General features: G+C 41.5%; 20 protein-coding genes. 15 read left to right on the forward strand and 5 right to left on the reverse strand.

From position 1 onward, the window contains the following. Positions 1-12: 12 nt before the first annotated feature. From KPL72_RS15345 to KPL72_RS15395, 11 genes are all read left to right on the forward strand, one after another. Positions 13-420, forward strand: a complete 408-nt coding sequence (locus tag KPL72_RS15345; RefSeq protein WP_219703559.1) for an acyl-CoA thioesterase — start codon at positions 13-15, stop codon at positions 418-420. Continuing rightward, on the forward strand, positions 417-980 hold the full coding sequence (locus KPL72_RS15350; protein ID WP_219703561.1) for a LolA family protein: 564 nt from the start codon (positions 417-419) through the stop codon (positions 978-980). Before KPL72_RS15345 ends, KPL72_RS15350 begins: the two co-directional genes overlap by 4 nt. Continuing rightward, complete coding sequence (locus KPL72_RS15355) at positions 977-3295, forward strand: MMPL family transporter (protein ID WP_219703562.1); 2319 nt, start codon at positions 977-979, stop codon at positions 3293-3295. Before KPL72_RS15350 ends, KPL72_RS15355 begins: the two co-directional genes overlap by 4 nt. Further along, positions 3296-4525, forward strand: a complete 1230-nt coding sequence (locus tag KPL72_RS15360; RefSeq protein WP_219703563.1) for an NAD(P)/FAD-dependent oxidoreductase — start codon at positions 3296-3298, stop codon at positions 4523-4525. Next, on the forward strand, positions 4513-5067 hold the full coding sequence (locus KPL72_RS15365; RefSeq protein WP_219703564.1) for a DUF3261 domain-containing protein: 555 nt from the start codon (positions 4513-4515) through the stop codon (positions 5065-5067). The genes KPL72_RS15360 and KPL72_RS15365 overlap by 13 nt, the downstream gene beginning before the upstream one ends. Next, entirely contained in the window at positions 5064-6230 is a 1167-nt protein-coding gene (locus KPL72_RS15370) for a beta-ketoacyl-[acyl-carrier-protein] synthase family protein (RefSeq protein WP_219703565.1), read from the forward strand. The genes KPL72_RS15365 and KPL72_RS15370 overlap by 4 nt, the downstream gene beginning before the upstream one ends. Continuing rightward, entirely contained in the window at positions 6230-6688 is a 459-nt protein-coding gene (locus KPL72_RS15375) for a hotdog family protein (RefSeq protein ID WP_219703569.1), read from the forward strand. Before KPL72_RS15370 ends, KPL72_RS15375 begins: the two co-directional genes overlap by 1 nt. Beyond that, positions 6681-7406 carry a 3-oxoacyl-ACP reductase FabG gene (fabG, locus tag KPL72_RS15380; protein WP_219703570.1) on the forward strand — a complete coding sequence of 242 codons (726 nt, stop codon included), beginning with the start codon at positions 6681-6683 and terminating at the stop codon, positions 7404-7406. Before KPL72_RS15375 ends, fabG begins: the two co-directional genes overlap by 8 nt. Next, positions 7406-8635, forward strand: coding sequence for a beta-ketoacyl-ACP synthase (locus KPL72_RS15385; RefSeq protein WP_219703571.1), 1230 nt, complete (start codon positions 7406-7408; stop codon positions 8633-8635). The genes fabG and KPL72_RS15385 overlap by 1 nt, the downstream gene beginning before the upstream one ends. A gap of 235 nt (positions 8636-8870) precedes the next feature. Beyond that, complete coding sequence (nfsA, locus tag KPL72_RS15390) at positions 8871-9608, forward strand: oxygen-insensitive NADPH nitroreductase (protein ID WP_249422285.1); 738 nt, start codon at positions 8871-8873, stop codon at positions 9606-9608. A gap of 43 nt (positions 9609-9651) precedes the next feature. Continuing rightward, complete coding sequence (locus tag KPL72_RS15395; protein WP_212916547.1) at positions 9652-10176, forward strand: peroxiredoxin; 525 nt, start codon at positions 9652-9654, stop codon at positions 10174-10176. Positions 10177-10297: 121 nt separating this feature from the next. On the opposite strand, the gene KPL72_RS15400 is transcribed toward KPL72_RS15395, so the two are convergent. Together KPL72_RS15400 and KPL72_RS15405 are read right to left on the reverse strand one after the other, a co-directional pair. After that, the gene (locus KPL72_RS15400; RefSeq protein ID WP_219703573.1) at positions 10298-11530 is read right to left on the reverse strand and encodes an NAD(P)/FAD-dependent oxidoreductase; all 1233 of its coding nucleotides are present in this window, start codon (positions 11528-11530) and stop codon (positions 10298-10300) included. A gap of 48 nt (positions 11531-11578) precedes the next feature. After that, on the reverse strand, positions 11579-12451 hold the full coding sequence (locus KPL72_RS15405) for a LysR substrate-binding domain-containing protein (RefSeq protein ID WP_219703574.1): 873 nt from the start codon (positions 12449-12451) through the stop codon (positions 11579-11581). Between the two features lie 104 nt (positions 12452-12555). Between KPL72_RS15405 and KPL72_RS15410 the strand changes: the two genes are divergently transcribed. Then, complete coding sequence (locus KPL72_RS15410; protein ID WP_212916550.1) at positions 12556-12981, forward strand: VOC family protein; 426 nt, start codon at positions 12556-12558, stop codon at positions 12979-12981. Between the two features lie 74 nt (positions 12982-13055). On the opposite strand, the gene KPL72_RS15415 is transcribed toward KPL72_RS15410, so the two are convergent. Continuing rightward, positions 13056-13538 (reverse strand): Hsp20 family protein, encoded by a 483-nt coding sequence (locus KPL72_RS15415; RefSeq protein ID WP_219703575.1) that lies wholly within the window; start codon positions 13536-13538, stop codon positions 13056-13058. Positions 13539-13726: 188 nt separating this feature from the next. Further along, entirely contained in the window at positions 13727-14689 is a 963-nt protein-coding gene (locus KPL72_RS15420; RefSeq protein ID WP_212916552.1) for a LysR family transcriptional regulator, read from the reverse strand. A 175-nt stretch (positions 14690-14864) separates the two neighbouring features. On the opposite strand from KPL72_RS15420, the gene KPL72_RS15425 reads away from it, so the two are divergent. Continuing rightward, complete coding sequence (locus KPL72_RS15425; RefSeq protein WP_212916553.1) at positions 14865-15521, forward strand: NAD(P)H-dependent oxidoreductase; 657 nt, start codon at positions 14865-14867, stop codon at positions 15519-15521. Between the two features lie 59 nt (positions 15522-15580). On the opposite strand, the gene KPL72_RS15430 is transcribed toward KPL72_RS15425, so the two are convergent. After that, positions 15581-16588, reverse strand: coding sequence for a LacI family DNA-binding transcriptional regulator (locus KPL72_RS15430; RefSeq protein ID WP_219703576.1), 1008 nt, complete (start codon positions 16586-16588; stop codon positions 15581-15583). Positions 16589-16806: 218 nt separating this feature from the next. Here KPL72_RS15430 and KPL72_RS15435 point away from each other — a divergent pair, with 218 nt between their 5' ends. Then, a complete protein-coding gene (locus KPL72_RS15435) occupies positions 16807-17760 on the forward strand; it encodes a sugar ABC transporter substrate-binding protein (RefSeq protein ID WP_219703577.1) in 954 nt (317 codons plus the stop codon). 198 nt (positions 17761-17958) lie between these two features. Then, positions 17959-18738, forward strand: a complete 780-nt coding sequence (locus KPL72_RS15440; protein WP_219703578.1) for a TIM barrel protein — start codon at positions 17959-17961, stop codon at positions 18736-18738. Positions 18739-18753 lie beyond the last annotated feature (15 nt).

The raw sequence follows: 18753 nt of genomic DNA on the forward strand, positions 1-18753 counted from the left end.
CAGGATAAAGTAATGATAAATGTTGAAATAGAGTTAGAAGTGCCCTTTCACGATGTAGATGCTATTCGAGTTGCTTGGCACGGTCATTATGCCAAATATATGGAAATAGCCCGCTGCAAGTTAATGGACAAAATCAATTACAGCATTGTCGAGATGGAAGCCAGTGGCTACGTTTGGCCAGTCATAGATATGCGCGTTCGTTATGCTCATCCATTAATATTTGGACAAAAATTCAAGGTCAGAGCAACCTTAAGCGAATGGGAAAATAGGCTAAAAGTAGATTATATCTTTTTTGATGCCGAAACAAATAAGCGCTTAACTAAAGCTTATACAGTTCAAGTCGCAGTCGAAAAAGAGTCTGGCGAGATGCAGTATGCTTCCCCTTCTATTCTCCTTGAGCGACTAGGAGTTTCTGAATGAAAAAAACCTTTCTTAGCATCATATTATTCACACTAAGTCTCTCAGTATTCGCCAATGACTTAGATAAATTAAAAGCGGTAACGACCACACCTGAAAAACTGACAGGTATATTTGCGCAAACAAAATTCCTAGCGCAACTGGACACTTCAATAAAATCTACTGGAGCGTTTAACTATATACGCGATACCAAGATTGTTTGGCATACGCTAACCCCTATTGATAGCACTTTGGAGCTCACACCAAAAACCATATTGAATTATCAAGATGGCGTGCAGGTCAATAAACTTGATAGTAATACAAACTCTATAGTCGCAGTATTTAGTGATATTTTTTTTGGGGTAATGACCGCTCAATGGCAAGTTCTAGAAGAGTACTTTTCTGTTAGTGCCGAGGTTTCTGAAGGACATTGGAAAGCAACACTTATCCCCATAGACAAAAACATTGGAGGATTCATTAGCAAAGTTATTTTAGAAGGCGATAAATACCTCAAACAAGTCACTTTATACGAACCTGAAGGGAATCTAACTCACATTGAATTCGATCAATTGCAGCAAAAATGAAAATAAATTTTAAACTAGGCGCTCTCATTTGGGCCATTTTTGTTATTGTAATTTGTCTCTTTGCAGGAACAAAGCAAACCGCTGTTGATACCAGCATCATGGCTCTATTACCAAAATATGAGCAAAAACCTCTCGTTCATGAACTGCAAGAACAACAAACTGCAGAGTACGCTAATCATGTATTTATCATGGTATCAGCCAATAATAAACAAAGCGCTCGAACTGCCATTAGCACTATTTCATCGCAGTTAGGCACTCTTGCTGGAGTAGCAGACCTTACCACATTAGTTAGTTCAGCAAGCACTCAGACTAATGCGCTATACCCTTATCGATTTGCTTTATTAAGCGAGCCGGTCGCCAAAAAACTACAAGAAAAAGATTATGACAGCCAATTCCGCTCCGCTTTAAGCAAGCTATTTTCTCCCATGGGAGCAGGAAAAGCAGACCCAGTACAAGATCCGTTCTTTTTGTATTCCGATATATTGTTGGGACAAACAATGAACGTTCAGGTGAAAATAGAAGAAGGCCTTTTACGTTTAACCAATGTAGAAAAACCGAGTTATCTTTTAGTACTTGAATTACATAAAAACCCGTTTGATTTACCCACACAAGATCAAGTTATGCCTGTGTTGCAGTCGATCAAACAACAAATGAGCAAGCAAGGCGTCAGTGTTTCTTATTCAGGTTTATTGCTCCATGCCGCAAAGGGCGCTGAACAAGCCAAATTCGAAATTTCCACCATAGGATTAGGCTCAATTCTGGGCATTGTTATCATCATTATATTGGTATTCCGCCGAATTGTTCCCCTGCTACAAATTTTGCTCCCAGTCATGGTTGGCTGCCTTGTTGCGGTAGCTGTTACTAGTCTATGGTTTGAACGAGTTCATTTAATTACAATTGCTTTCGGTGCTGGATTGGTTGGCGTCGCTGTTGATTATTCTATGCATTTTGTCTGCGAGAGCTATTTGCATACGGGCACAACGGTCGTGCGTAAGCTTTTCTCAGGTTTATTATTAGGTTTGGTTTCCAGTGTTCTGGCTTACGGTGGTTTAGCATTAACACCATTTCCAGGTCTTCAGCAAATAGCGGTCTTTTCTGCAACTGGCTTAATTGCGGCTTGGTTGAGTGTATTACTGTTTTTACCCTTAATAACAACCAAAAACACACTGCAAAATAAAGAGAATTACCTACCTACGGCGCTTTTATTAAATCGCTGTAAAGAAACTTTTCCAAAGCTAGATCAGCTTCCCAAGGTAGCTAGTTTATTTATTATTGCTATCGCTGCAACGTCTCTCAGTTTGTTTTTCTGGGCCACACCACAAGATAGTGTTCGCTTACTTCAAACCTCTCCCCCATCCTTGTTGAAAGAGGACCAACAAGTACAGCAGGCTTTAGGCAATAGCGTTAATTCTGCTTTTTTAATTGTTTCAGGAAACGGTGCTGAAGCGATGTTAGAAAATGAAGAACTCTTTCGCCTACAATTAGACGCATTAATACAAAATGGTACGTTAGCAGGTTATCAGGCAGTTAGTCAGTCGATACCATCTTTGCAGCGTCAAAGACAAAATATAGATCTAGTAAAGCAACTATACCAAGCAAAGCTGGATAGTTATGCTCAGGCGATAGGTCTATCGGCGCAACAAAAAGCAATCGCGAATAATTACGTGCAAGAAAATCCACCAACCTTGTCTCCTGAAAGATGGTCCACTTTAGCTATTAGTGCTCAATGGCCAGGAGTATTTACACCTCACTCGACAGGTGAATATGCTTCGATAATTAGACTAAAGGGACATTTGTCTGAAGATTCTATTCAACAGTTACAAGCCGCTGCAGCGACTGATCACAATATTGACTATGTTGACCAGATAGCTGATATCAGCGCAACCTTGGCTCGCTATCGAACTAAGGTTGCTGATTGGTTGTTCGTTGCCTATGGCATCATCACAGTATTATTATTTTTCCGTTATCGACTTAATGTCTGGCGAGTAATGTTGCCGCCAATAGCAGGTTCCATTATTGCCTTAGCATGTACTGTATTTATTAATGGTGGATACAATATTTTTAACTTGGTTGCCTTGATGCTGGTATTTGGAATCGGACTCGATATGGGTATCTTTTTACAAGAGTCTCGGGGCAGTGCACATACATGGCTAGCGGTATCGCTATCAACACTAACCAGTTTACTCGCCTTTGGCTTATTAGCCCTGAGTAAAACGCCTGTCCTGTACCATTTTGGCATCATTGTTCTGCCTGGATTATTACTTATTTGGTTGTTATCCCCCTTTATGCAAACTAGTCGATTGGAGACACAATAAATGGAAAACCCTCAAAATTGTTATGATGTGGTGGTGATTGGGGCAGGTCCAGCCGGTGCTGTCGCTTCATCAATGTTATCGACAAAAGGTTATCGAGTATTAGTGTTAGAAAAACAACACTTTCCTCGTTTTTCAATTGGTGAAAGTTTATTGCCTCAGTGCATGGAGATTTTAGAATCGGCGAGGATGCTTAAAGCGGTAGTTGAAGCAGGGTTCCAATATAAAAACGGTGCTGCTTTTGCAACCAAGGATCAATACAACTTTTTCGATTTTAGAGAAAAGTTTTCTGCAGGCTGGGGCACAACCTATCAAGTTCAGCGCGCTCAATTTGATAAAGTTCTTGCTGATTGCGCAGCGGAACATGGGGCTGAAATACGTTATGGCCACGGCGTTGTTTCGTACAAAGACGTTGGAGAACATGTTCAACTCAACGTTGTTGCCGAAAACGAGGCTTATCAGGTAGAAGCCAAATTCATCTTAGATGCCAGTGGTTTCGGGCGAGTTTTACCGAAGCTCCTAGAATTAGAAAAAGAGTCGACGCTATCTCCTCGTGTTTCTCTTTTTACTCATATTGAAGACGGTATCGATCATCCAGAATACGACCGTAATAAAATATTAATTTCTGTTTGCCCTGAAAATAATCAAATTTGGTATTGGCTAATACCGTTTAGCAATGGCAGAGCATCAATTGGCGTCATTTTGCCAAGGGAAGTTTACGATAAAAATCAGATAGATAATAAAGAATTACTACGCCAATACATTGCAAAAACGACAATGATGAATGAGTGCTTAAAAGACGCAAAATTCGATACTGATGTTAGAAAGCTAGATGGCTATTCTTGCGACGTAACTAGCCTATACGGCGATAAATTTGCCTTGTTAGGTAATGCTGGTGAGTTCCTCGATCCTGTTTTTTCTTCTGGCGTAACAATTGCTTTGAAGTCTGCCGACTTAGCGACAAAAGTACTAGATAAGCAACTTAAAGGTATTGCTGTTGATTGGGAAATAGAATACGCGCAGCCATTAAAACAAGGTGTTGAGACTTTCAAAGTGTTTGTAGAAGGCTGGTATGATGGGTCTTTGCAAGATGTTATCTTTGCTGAAGATAAATCGATGAAAATCAAAGAAATGATTAGTTCTGTATTAGCGGGTTATGCTTGGGATACAAAAAACCCTTACGTAAAAGACCCAAATCGACTAAAGGTGCTGACTGAATTATGTCGATCTTAGTTCGAGTTCTCGTATTATGTAGTGTCATTATTCTAGCTGGCTGTAGTACATTTCGTGGGGTTGAAAAACCAATTGACGGTTTAATATTGCTACCACCTGTTGCAGACACGGCTACACGAGTGCTAAAACAAAAAGTAACGTTAGAAAAATACGCTCAAACAAAACAGTTCCTTGCGGTAACTCGATTTTCAGCACAAGAGACTAAGCTTGTCGCCCTCTTACCAACAGGGCAAGTTTTTCTTTATTTACTTTACGATCAACATGGCTTTGAAGAGAAAAATGAGGCGGGTATCGCGCTCCCTAGCAAAGACATTCTAGCCATGATCCAATTCACTTTTTGGCCAGAATCCGCCATCAAGCAGGGATACCCAAGATCCTTAGGATGGCGTATAGAAGCCACGCCTAAAAAGCGAAATTTGTATTATAAAAATGCCTTACTATTAGAAGTAAAAATAAATGATGAGAACGTATTCATAACTCATCATGGCGATAATTATAATGTCGACATTCACACATTCGACCAAGAGGTTTTACCACTTTGACTCATTGTTTTTTAAACTCAATGTCGATGATCAGTGCACTAGGTACAGATAATAATGACGTAAAAGCGCGTTTACTAAGCGGTCATCCACAGCTTGTGTTATCTAAAAAGTATCATCCGACAGGAAACGCATTGCCTTTAGCTTTAGTCCAAGAAACATTGGCACCCATTCCCTTTGATGATAAAAAGTGGCATAGCAGAAACAATCAAATGGCTTGGACAGCAGCCCAGTCAATTTTGCCAGATATCAAAGCGTTAATTTCTAAGTTTGGAAAAGAGCGCATTGGCGTGATAATTGGAACTTCTACTTCAGGTATTGGTGACAATGAAAGGGATATGCAAATACACGCTCAATCAGGCGTATTACCTGAGTCTTATCATTATGGTAAACAGGAAATGGGCGAGACAGCATCATTTCTAGGCACAGTTTTTGATGTTTGCGGTCCCACTTTTGGCATATCAACCGCCTGCTCCTCTGGTGCAAAGGCATTAGCTTCTGCTCGCAGACTGGTTCGTTCAGGTATTTGTGATGCAGTAATTGCAGGTGGCGTTGATACTCTGTGCAAACTAACCGTTCAGGGATTTTCATCTTTAGAAGCGGTGAGTGAAGAACAATGCAATCCATTCAGCGTCAATCGAAAAGGTATTAATATTGGTGAAGCCGCTGCCTTGTTTATCGTATCAAAAGAGACAAGTGATATTGAATTAGCCGGTGTCGGAGAAAGCTCTGACGCTCATCACATCTCTGCTCCTGATCCATCAGGCCAAGGTGCAATAAGCTGCATGACGGCAGCGTTAAAAGATGCCAAAGTCAGCTCTAATGAAATTGATTATGTAAACCTACATGGCACAGCAACTGAACTAAATGATCAAATGGAAGCAAAAGCCGTAGCGGAAGTATTTGGTAGCGACACACCTTGCAGTTCAACCAAACCGTTTACCGGTCATACTTTGGGTGCAGCTGGCGCACTTGAAGCCGCTATTTGTTGGCTAGCACTAAAAGAAGGAATTATTCCAAAACACCTTTGGGATGGTTGCCAAGATGACAAGTTACCTAAAATTGATTTGAGCAACGGTGAGCAAAATCGCACTCTACATTACGCTCTCAGTAATTCTTTTGCATTTGGTGGAAATAATATTTCGCTTATTTTGAGGAAAGTGTAATGGCGTCGGATTATAGCGTAACAGAATTAGTACCTCACTCTGGTCGTATGAGCCTATTAACCAAAATTCTAGATTATGGTGATGGCTGGTTAGCTGCAGAAGTTGAGATAAAAACAGATTCCATGTTTTCTGATGAATTCGGTGTCCCCTCTTGGGTTGGCTTGGAATATTTAGCTCAAGCAATCGGAGCTTACGCGGGTTTACAGGAACGCCTTCACGGTGGCGCACCAAAACTCGGTTTTTTACTAGGAACAAGAAAGTACACGAGCACAAAAGAATACTTTTCTATTGGCTCAATATTAACAATTAAAGTAATTAAGAATTTACAGGCTGAAAATGGATTGAGCGCTTTTGATTGCATACTACATAGCTCAGACGATTGTGATGCATCAGCTCGATTAAATGTATTTCAGCCAAAAAATGCAGATGAATTTTTAAAGGGTGCAAAGAGTGAATAAGACAATATTAGTAACAGGGTCAAGTCGAGGCATTGGTAAAGCAATTGCACTCCGATTAGCAAAAGATGGCTACGATATTGTATTGCATTGCCGTTCTAAAATTGAAGAAGCTCAAGCCGTTGCAGAGCAAATCAAAGAATTAGGGCAAGATGTTCGTATTTTACAATTTGACTTATCTGATCGGATTCAAGCTTGTACCATTTTAGAACAAGATATGGAAGATTTTGGCGCTTACTTTGGCGTTGTTTGTAACGCTGGTGTTGCTCGCGACAACGCTTTTCCTGCGATGCCAGGAGAAGAATGGGATGAAGTATTAAGAACCAACCTCGATGGTTTTTATAATGTGCTTCACCCTGTCATTATGCCGATGATTCGTCGCCGAAAACCTGGTCGAATTGTCACCATGTCATCTGTTTCCGGTGAAATGGGAAATCGAGGGCAAGTGAACTATAGCGCAGCTAAAGCTGGCATCATTGGTGCGACAAAAGCATTATCTGTAGAATTAGCCAAACGTAAAATCACAGTGAATTGTGTTGCTCCAGGTATTATCGAAACCGATATGACTGAGCATTTACCCTTAGAAGAGGCGTTGAAAATGGTTCCTATGCAACGAGCAGGCAGCACCAGCGAAGTCGCGGGAACTGTAAGTTTTTTAATGTCTGAAGATGCGGCTTATATAACGCGTCAGGTAATCTCAGTAAATGGTGGAATGTTTTAATGAAACGAGTAGTAGTAACTGGAATAGCAGGCTTCTCTCCTATCGGTAATGATTGGGAAACTATTTATGCTAATTTGAAAAGCTTTAAAACTGGCATCAAACGCATGGATGACTGGGATAAATACGATGGGCTGAATACACGATTAGCAGCCCCTGTTACTGACTTTACTTTACCAAAGCATTACTCTCGTAAAATTTTACGCAGCATGGGTCGAGTTGCTCAGTTTGCTGTCTGTAGCACCGAACGCGCACTAGAAGACGCTGGACTACTGAACACTCCCTTACTTGGCAGTGGTCAAATGGGCGTAGCATATGGCTCTTCTGCTGGAGATTCTATCTCCTATATTGATTTTGGTAATATGCTCACCAAAAACTCGACTGATGGTTTAAACGCTAACTCCTATATAAAAATGATGGCCCATACAGCGCCTGTCAATATCGGTGTTTTCTTTGGTCTACATGGTCGAGTTTTTACTACCTCTAGTGCCTGTACTTCCGGTAGCCAAGGTATTGGTTATGCCTATGAAGCAATTAAATATGGCATGCAAACGGCCATGGTAGCAGGCGGTAGCGAAGGCTTATGTGCAACCGAATCTGCGGTTTTCGACACTCTGTTTGCCACGAGTGTAAAAAACGATACGCCACATTTAAGCCCAAGCCCTTTTGATAAAGATCGTGATGGTTTAGTTATTGGTGAAGGTGGCTGTTCTTTAATTCTTGAGGAATTAGAACACGCGAAAAACAGAGGCGCTAAAATTTATGCCGAAATCGTAGGTTTTGGCACTAACTCAGATGGTAGCCATGTTACTCAGCCTAATGCAGAAACAATGCAAGAGGCCATCCGTCTATCCCTGACTGATGCGAAAATATCTCCGTCAGATATTGGTTACATCAACGCTCACGGCACAGCCACAGATCGAGGGGATATTGCAGAAAGCCATGCTACAGCGAAAATAATGGGTAACAAAGTACCAATCAGCTCATTAAAAAGCTACACAGGCCATACATTGGGAGCTTGTGGTGCCTTAGAAGCTTGGTCCTCAATTGAAATGATGAGAAACAATTGGTTCTGCCCTACTGTAAACCTAACCACAATTGATCCAGAGTGTGGTGATTTAGACTACATTATGGCGGAAGGCCGTGAAATAGAAACGGACTATGTGATGAGCAACAACTTTGCATTTGGCGGTATCAATACCTCCTTGATTTTTAAACGCTACGCTCACTAATCGCTGAAGCAAGTCAGTTAAGATAAGACTCTTATCTGGCTTGCTAACAATATTCTAGTCGCTACATGGGTACAGAAAGCGGGGGGCATTCATCTTGCTAAGTGCTTAATAAATTACTAATTACATCAACAAATTGCATTAAACAACCAAGATACGTACTTTTTATTAATCTACTTTGACCCTTCATCACTAAGTCTCTAGTATCTATACATCTCATTTTCAAAAGATGTCGACTATGAACCCAATTCTTCAAGCTCAGTCAAATCACAAGTCAATTCGTCAATACACAAACAAAGCCATTGATGAAACATTACTTAAGCAACTAATCCAGTGTGCACAAGGTGCAGCCTCTTCAAGTTTTATTCAGGCCTATTCCCTTGTCCAAATCTCTAACAAAGAAAACCGCCAAAAAATTGCGACGCTGGCTGGCGGCCAAAAATGGGTCGAATCTGCGCCAGAGTTTTTTGTTATTTGTGCAGATCTTACCCGTGTTGAATATTGCAGCTTAGAGCAAGGTTTAGGTGAGTTAGAAGGTAACGCGGAACACTTTATTGCAGCGACAACCGATGCAACGTTTTTTGCACAAAATCTAATGCTTGGTGCAGAATCTGTTGGCCTTGGTGCCGTGTTTATCGGTGGTATTCGCAACGATCCAAAACAAGTTGTTGAAATCTTAAATCTTCCTGATCAAGTCTATCCAATCTTCGGCCTTTGTCTTGGCTATCCTGACGCACAGCCTGATTTAAAACCACGACTACCTGTTGATGTTATCCTTCACAAAGACAGCTACAACAGCAGCCGTTGTGCAGAAGATGTTAAAGCATATGATGCGCAGATGCAGGCTTACTACCAAAGCCGTGGAGATAATCAGAAAAGCAGCAATTGGTCAGAGCAAACCGCTGCCGCCGTACAGAAAAAGAAACGCGAACATATGCTAAGCTTCTTACAGAAACGCGGTTTTTTGAAACGCTAATACGCAAGAATACTAATTATTAACCTAAAGAAAAGGAAAACACATGATCACTAATGTACCTAATGTTGTCTTTAAAACCCGTATTCGTAACGAAGAACTAGGTGGACCAAACCCATTTGAATGGAAAGATGTTACTACTGCAGACTTGTTCAACAACAAAAAAGTCGTTGTTTTTTCTTTGCCTGGCGCATTCACTCCAACTTGCTCAACATCTCACTTACCACGCTACGAAGAGCTTTACGAAGAATTCAAAGCACAAGGCGTTGATGCAGTAATTTGTATTTCTGTGAACGATGCGTTTGTTATGTTCCAGTGGGGCAAAAGCCAAAACGCGAAAAACGTTTTCCTTCTACCCGACGGCAACGGTGACTTCACTCGCCAAATGGGTATGCTTGTCAAAAAAGACAACCTAGGTTTTGGCATGCGTAGCTGGCGTTATTCTATGCTAGTTGAAAACGGTGAGATCAAGAAAATGTTCTCTGAAGCGGGCTACCAAGACGATGCACCAAGCGATCCGTTCGAAGTGTCTGATGCTGACACTATGCTCAACTACTTGAAAAGCAACTAATTCAAGGCGTTAATGAATTGGTCAATAAAAAGCAGACGTTTTCACAAACGTCTGCTTTTTTGTTTTTACTTTTTTCTTTTCTTTTCTTTTCTTTTCTTTTCTTTTCTTTTCTTTAGATTGATTACAAACGATTAACTGGCGCAAGCGCTTCTAGTAACTCACTAGATTCGCCATCTATTGCTTGAATCAACAACTCTGACGTTGTTGGCCCAAGCGTGAAACCTTGATGCCCATGACCAAAGTGAAACCATAAGCCTTTATGATTTGGCGCCTCACCGACAAGTGGCAACATGTCAGGCATACAAGGACGAGTTCCCATCCATTGCGGCTCTTCTACTTGCTCGCCTAAATCAATAATTTCATTCAATGCGAGAACTCCACGTTTAAGCTGGCTAGTATCAATAGCTGAATTAAGCGGCACCAAAGCAGCACCAGTCGTCACTCTTAAACCTTTAACCATGGGCGCTGCCAGCACACCATTTGCCACGTCCAGAAAAGGACGCTGAAGCGTTTTAGGTGCGAGAAAATGTCCATGATAACCACGCTTGTACACCATCGGAATTCGATAACCAAAGCGCTTTAATAACTCTGGTGACCAAGGCCCAAGTGCTACGACCACTTGCTCGACCTTCAACTCGCCATCACTGGTGAGAATCTGCCAACCTGAAACAGTATGTTGCAAGGTACTTGCGTCACCAGTGACAAAGCGACCACCTCGTTTGACGAATAAATCACAATAGGCCTTGGTTAAATCCCCCGGAGAAGAACAGCTCCAACTTTGCGTATAATGCACAGCACCCGCTGGCGCTTTCTTCAAGGCAGGCTCTTTTTGCTGGTAGCTTTTGCCATCAAAAATATCAGACGTGACGCCATATTCTTTCATGAGAAATTCGGCTTTTTTCGAAGCTTTCTCAAATTCCTTTTCGTCTCGATGCAGCATGACAAGTCCACAATGAGTGATCAAATGCTCAGACTCGGAATCGCGAATCAACGGCTCATGATCAGCCGTAGACCGAAAAGTTAGTTGAGAATGAACACGAGAAATCTTAGCGTGTTTTTCTGGTGAAGAATGGCAAAAATATGAACATAAAGCTGGCGCCATTTGTAGCGCACCGTTCACCTTCCAAGTCACATCATTGCTAATTTCAAGCGCGTATTTAAATAAGGTTGCCATGTCCCTTGGCAACGCATAGGGCTCAGCCGCCTCGACTTGGATCATGCCCGCATTACCATAACTGGTTTCACGACCGGCACCAGTACGATCAACAATGGTTACTTGATGGCCACGAGCTTGTAGCGCCAGTGCACTACTCACACCAACCATTCCTGCACCTAAAACAAGAAAATCCGCCATATCCCTACCTCGACATCATTCCAATGGAAAAACAATTGATTCTCATCACTATAGCAACTCACGTGACATTTTGATCAACTGAATTAACCCCTTTATATCAAGATCAACAAGTGAGTGTTTTTTATAAACCAAGCCAATTTCACGCTGTATATTATGATCGCCGAGTTTTAACGCTTTAACAGACTTAGGCCAAGTTCGATGTTCTTCTGTTTGCGGCACAATGGCAACGCCAGCACCTAACTCTACCAGCTTAACAATCGCACCTATCTCATCAACTTCACACCTTTCATCAAGATCAAAAGGCAGATGCTGTAGCAACTTATCCACTTGCCGCCCACCAAACGAGGTTCGATCGTAACGAATAAAGGGGGATTGCTTGAGCGCAATTTGCCAATCATTAACGTCATAACTACGAGGAACGATTAGGACAAACGGCTCCTCTATCAAGGCCTCCCATACCAAATCAGAATGCACCACGAAAGTAGGTTTAATCATTACAGCAAGATCCAACTCTCCTGAATCTACTTGATCCAACAACGCCATCGAAACACCGGGGGAAATTCGAGTTCGACAATGAGTATGTTGCTGATGAAATTGCGCTAGAGCTGCAGGTAAAAGCGTTCTTTGTATCGAAGTAATCGCACCAACATTAATGAGCTTAACGCCTTCCGATACTTGCGGCGTAGTGCCTAATTGACGACAACGCTCTACGATATCTTTCGCCTGTTCTAATACAGACAATCCTGCATGATTAAGATGAGCAGAACGCCCTACTCGATCGAACAAAGCCAAGCCTAACTCATTTTCCAATCGTTGTATTTGAGCACTAACCGCCGCTTGTGTTAGGCCAATTTTATTACCCGCTGCTGCGAACGTCCCTTCCTCTGCCACGGCAATCAGTGTTTTGAGCTCTTTAATCATTGATCAATTTTTCTTATCAATTATAAAAATATTCATTGATATTATTGTTCTATTTGTCGATTTACAATATTTAAAATTAGTCGAGACCTTTGCAGGAGATAAAAATGAGTGTACAACCTTTCCACCTTGCTATTCCCGTTTACGATGTTCCGCTAGCACGGGCATTTTATCGTGATGTTTTCGGTTTAGAAGAAGGACGATCCGCCGAGGCTTGGGTAGATTTCAATTTCTTTGGTCATCAACTGGTGATCCATCATCACCCAAAAATGCCATATCAGGAAGCTGCTGGAACGAACTCAGTGGATGGACATGATGTACCGGTTCCGCACTTTGGTGTGGTATTAACTTGGGAGCAATGGGAAGCATTAGCGAAGCGACTTAAGGCAGCTGAGACAGATTTTATTATTGAACCTTATATTCGATTTAAAGGCCAAGTGGGTGAACAAGCCACTATGTTCTTCCTTGATCCGTGTGGCAATGCTCTAGAATTCAAAGCGTTTAAAGATATGAAGCAACTGTTTGCAAAATAACATTGATGACTAAAAACAGATAAAAAAAGGGCCGTGATTCCTCACAGCCCTTGCGCTTAATAAACGATTTTTGCTTAAGCTACTTTAGACTTACTTTCGCTCGAGCCTTGTTTATGATGTTCAAGTACACCATTGCTTGCTTGATTAATGGCAATACTTCTTGGCTTCATTGCCTCCGGAATTTCTTTAACCAAACTAATGGTAAGCAGCCCATTTTTTAGCTTGGCATCCGTCACCTCAACATAGTCAGCAAGATTAAACTTGCGTTCAAACGAGCGGTTTGCAATGCCTTGATGGAGATATCTGCGCTCACCAGAATCCGCTTTCTCACCACGGACTGTTAACACATTTTTTTCCACCTTAATATCTAGATCGCTTTCTTCAAAACCTGCTAAAGCAAGCGAAATGGCGTAGCGGTTATCATCGACTACTTCGATATTATAAGGTGGATAACCAGCTGACACATTGTCCGTTGTTAGGGCGTTGTCGAGTAAAGATGCCAAACGGTCAAAACCAATGCTGCTGCGATAAAGTGGGGTAAAATCAATTGAGTTCATAATAAGTCCTCCTAATTGAAGCAAAATACTAATCATCAAAAGGCGTAACAGAAGTTCTCTTTAAACTAGACGAACCTGTTACATTGCTAAAAATAGGATCACCAAGCAAATTTTCAAGTACTTTTTTTAGAAAAAAAAGTCCTATTTAAATAAGCATTTTTTATAAAACATGCCGCAAAGAAGGGCATTTAATCCTCTAGTACACTTTGCTCTAACAGCCCTTTATCTACCAATTGAGTTAAAAGCCCCCTGGTGCGCTCTCGAAACATATCTCGCAAAAGGCGCACTGTTGGCGTAATAGATTGACGACTCGGACTAATTAACCAAAGTTCACCTTGAGGGATTTTATAGTCCGGCATCAGCGATACTATACGACCAGTAAGCAAGTCATTGGCAATATCCAGCGAGGACTTTATTGCCACGCCTTTCCCAGCCACGCACCAACGCCGAACCAAATCACCATCGTTCGCTGCACAATAAGCTTTGGGCTTAATTTTATAAGAGCGCTCTGCACCAGGATTTTCATCTAACTCTTTACATGTGAAGTGCCAGGTATCGTTCAAGATATTTTGTAGCTGATAAAACAAACCTTGATGATTGAGCAAGTCTTTAGGATGTTCTGGTGTACCATGTGATTCAAGATAGCTTGGACTCGCCACTAATAATCGAGGCACATTACAAATTTTAAAACCGTATAAATTTGAATCTGCAGGCGCACCATAACGCAGGGCAATATCCAACGCATCACGATAGAAATCAATATTGCTGTCGCTAACATGTACTCTTAAGGTTACTTGTGGATACTGCTCCATAAAATCATCCACCCAAGGAATCGCGATATTTCGCCCCAAATCAGACGAAACAGCCAAACGAATCTCGCCACTAATGATATCCAAATCATTGTGAATAGTTTGTTTGGCTTGATCCAACATAGACATGGCGGCAATACATTGTGGCAAATAGCGTTCACCGGCACTGGAAAGACGCAAGTGACGTGTTGTACGCACAAACAGCTCAACACCAAGTGCAGCCTCTATTCGCTTAACGGCCGCGCTTGCTGTCGCCATTTGCATATCTAAATGTGTTGCAGCAGCCGTGATGCTACGAAACTCTGCGACTTTCAGAACGACTCGAAGATCTTCAAGTTGCATGACTTAGCCCTTATCAAAAAAGAAAGTTACTACCCATTATCAAATAATATTTGAGAATAATTCAATAAAAACCCTGTTCTTCATTTAATAAAGTCTCGCTACTATAGCGCCATTATTTTTAGCGCTTCTAGTTTCATAGAGCGCCAAACACTTTTACTTATTGTGGAGATAGAAGATGTCACACCAGATTATTGCCGACTTAGAAAAGCGTCATACAGCAAAACAATACGACGCTTCAAAGAAAATTTCTCAGGCCGACCTAGAGGTTATTTATGAAGCAATGCGCCTATCGCCTTCTTCTATTAACTCTCAACCATGGAAATTTATCGTGATTGAAAGTGAGAAAGCAAAACAACGCTTTCACGATACTTTTGCGAACAAGTTTCAGTTCAACCAAAAGCACGCCAAAGATGCATCGCACATCATCTTATTTGCTCACAAAACCCATTACAGCCGAGAAGACTACGCAAAAGTTGTCGATAAAGGTATTGAGGATGGTCGCACCAAGCCTGAAAACAGAGAGCAGGCATTTGGTGGTTTTGCTTTCGCAGAAATGAACATGGATAAGAGTGGTAACAATGCTGCGTGGACAAAAGCGCAAACCTACATAGCCCTTGGCAATGTCATGCACACCGCAGCTCGCCTAGGTATTGACTCCACACCGATGGAAGGTGTTGATCCAGAACTAATTGGTGAAATTTTCAATGCAGAACTTGAGGGTTACCAGTGCGACGTAGCACTCGCTATCGGTTATCACCACAAAGACGAAGATTACAACGCAGCCTTACCTAAATCACGTCTAGCAATCGAAGATGTGCTAACAGTACTATAAAATCTAAATAACCGCTTACAGAATCAGATAACCTTTATCTGATTCTGTAAATTAAAACATCATTTTCGCTTATGCGACTCTCGCACAACTAACTTGCCTTTCATAACGGTCCGTTGAACATCATCTCTAAGCATGGCTTGTACAGTTAACCCAATCAGCTCAGTCACTGGCGGCGCATAGGTTGTTAAATTGTAGGAAGGACTTTTTGCAAAAGAAATATCATCAAATCCAACAACCGCAATAGATCCTAAGCAGTTATGAACTCTTAACGCATCAATTACACCGAAAGCAATTGTGTCATTTTCACAGAAAATAGCGTCAATTCTGTCTTTTTTAGCTGTTCTTTCTAGATAATCACAGAAAACGTCATAAGCAATAAATTGATCATAATTTGTCGCACTCAAGATGAGATTAAGCGTAAAGCCATTTTCCTTTAAATGACTTTCGTAGCCTTCGCGACGATTGACGCGGGTAGATATACCAGAAGGCCCTGCAATATAACCAAAACTTAATGCGCCTTCATTGAGCAATAGCTCAGATATTTCCCTGCCAGCCATATAATCATCTGTATTGAGCACCAATGGTTCAGGTAAATTACAGTCACGAAAGCTAATCACAAGCGGGATTCTTTTAATTCTACTGGCTAACGAAACAAAATCTCCGGTTAGTGTTGCACCCAGAAAAATAACCCCATCTGTTTGTAGTTGATCGGCATGTTCAACCAGATCCGCAACACTGTCTTCATCCATGACATTAATCAGCAATGCCCTCAACCCATGCTTTTGTAACTCGACCGTTAATTGGTCGAGTAGCTTCATCACATTATAGTTTTGGAATGTATCAACAACGACAGCGATAACACCTGTTTTATGAGTAGAAAGGCTTCGAGCCAACAAATTAGGTTTATACCCGAGCTGCTCTGCAGCAAGAAGAACCCGTTGGCGTGCCTCTTCAGAAATAGGTTTATCTGAAGTAAAAGCACGAGACACAGTCCAACGTGAAACACCGGCTAACTCAGCTACTTCTACCGAAGTGACTTTTGAAGACTTAATTTTATTATTTTTCATGCGGTTACGACTTAATGAATATTCATTCTATTTTGTCATTGAATCCCTAGGACTGCCATCCAAATCATGCATAAAAAATATTTTATTTCTTTTTTTAACAATTTGAAAAAAACATTCCAAATATTATTGACGCCCTTCTGCACTCGGGTGCATACTCATCACCACTGACTCTGCACGCGAGAGCAAATTCAGCAAAAACACACTAGGAGAATAAAAATATGAAAAAGCTAGTAACTATCGCCTTATCATCCAGCATCACTTTAGGTGCCACTTTCTTGAGCCCTACAGTCCTTGCTGAGAATTTGCGAATAGGTGTCTCTATGGCAACCTATGATGACAACTTCCTCACCCTACTACGTACAGCTATTGAAGCGCGTGGAAAATCCATAGATGACGTGGACTTACAAATCGAAGATGCCAAAAACCAAGTTGGCACTCAACTCAACCAAGTTCAAAACTTTATCGCTTCAGGTGTTGATGCCATCATTATCAGCCCTGTTGATACAGACGCCACCGTGTCAATCAGTGATGACGCTCAAGCCGCAGATATTCCTCTTGTTTACGTTAACCGCCAGCCAATCAACATAGACCTTCTCCCTGATAATCAAGCATTTATCGCCTCTAATGAAGTTGATTCAGGAACCTTGCAAACTAAAGAAGTTTGTCGACTACTTGGTGGCAAAGGCGAAATAGCCGTTTTAATGGGCGCCTTAACCGACCAAACAGGCATCCAACGTACTCAAGACATTTACGATGTAATAGATACACCTGAGTGCAAAGGCATGAAAGTCGTTATCAAAGACACTGGCCTATGGCAGCGCTCTGTTGCGAACAACATCATGACCAACTGGCTTTCTGCAGGCACTAAATTTGATGCCCTTATTGCTAACAACGACGAAATGGCAATCGGTGCTATTCAGGCTATGAAGGCAATCGGTATGGACATGGATAAAGTGGTAGTAGCTGGCGTTGATGCAACACAAGATGCACTGCAAGCAATGCGCGAAGGCGATTTAGATGTCACCGTTTTCCAAGATGCAAAAGCACAAGGCGCTGGCTCAGTTGACGTAGCAATTAAACTCGCAAGAGGCGAGGAAGTGCCACAAAAAGTGTGGGTTCCATTTAAATTAGTCACTCCAGCAAATATGGAAGAGTTCGCTAAGCTAAATTAACCCTAAAGAATCTATCAAACTAGTGGTTTTTTATCGGAATTGATCACTTTTTTGATGGATATGTCAGATAAATATTTTCTGACTGTATTTTCTCGAAAATTTTTGCAGCGGTAATTTCAAGCCGCTGCGTTTTTTCGAACTACTTATTCAAATAAAAATCCCATGTTTTTTTCCAGCCCCTTTAAAGAGGTCATAGTCATGTCTACATTTTCGCTTTCCTGCTGCGCAGAAACCTTATTTACCGAACTTCCTATCGCTGAACGCGTACAAAAAATTGCCAGCTTAGGATTCTTACCAGAACTTTGGGATTGGACTAAACACGACATAGATGCGTTAGTTGCAACAGGTGTCGAATTCTCCTCTATGACAGGCTACATCGAGGGCGACTTTATAGAAAATAAAGATAAGCTCATCGCCACCATCCATGAGTCCGTTGCGGTTGCAAAACGTCTTGGCGTACCACGCTTAAACCTACATGGAACAGGCTTAGATAATAAAGGTTTACCGGTGAACCCTCGCCCGATTGTATCTGGACGCGATTGGCTTCAAGCCTACAAAACACTGTCTGAAATAGCGCAAATTGGCGCCGACAACAACGTTATGTTTGTACTAGAAAACCTTAATCGTAAAGTGGATCACCCAGGGGTTCCATTTGCCACTGCAGAAGATGTCTACACACTAATTTCTGAAGTTAATCACCCGAATCTAAAAATGATGCTGGACCTTTACCACCAGCAAATTGATGAAGGTAACCTAATAGAATCACTTACTCGTTACCTGCCTCATATTGGTGAAATCCAAGTAGCAGATGTTCCAGGTCGACAAGAACCTAGCACTGGTGAAATGAACTATCCAGCCATCTCTGCCCACCTTGAAAATATAGGCTACCAAGGCGTCATTGGCTTTGAAGGTTTCCCTGAAAGCGACTCAGAACTTGCTCTTACTCGTTTTCGCAACGCATTTTCTCAAAAAAAATAACAAAGGACTCAACAT

Source organism: Marinomonas lutimaris (genome assembly GCF_019426345.1).
Classification (GTDB): Bacteria; Pseudomonadota; Gammaproteobacteria; order Pseudomonadales; family Marinomonadaceae; genus Marinomonas; species Marinomonas lutimaris.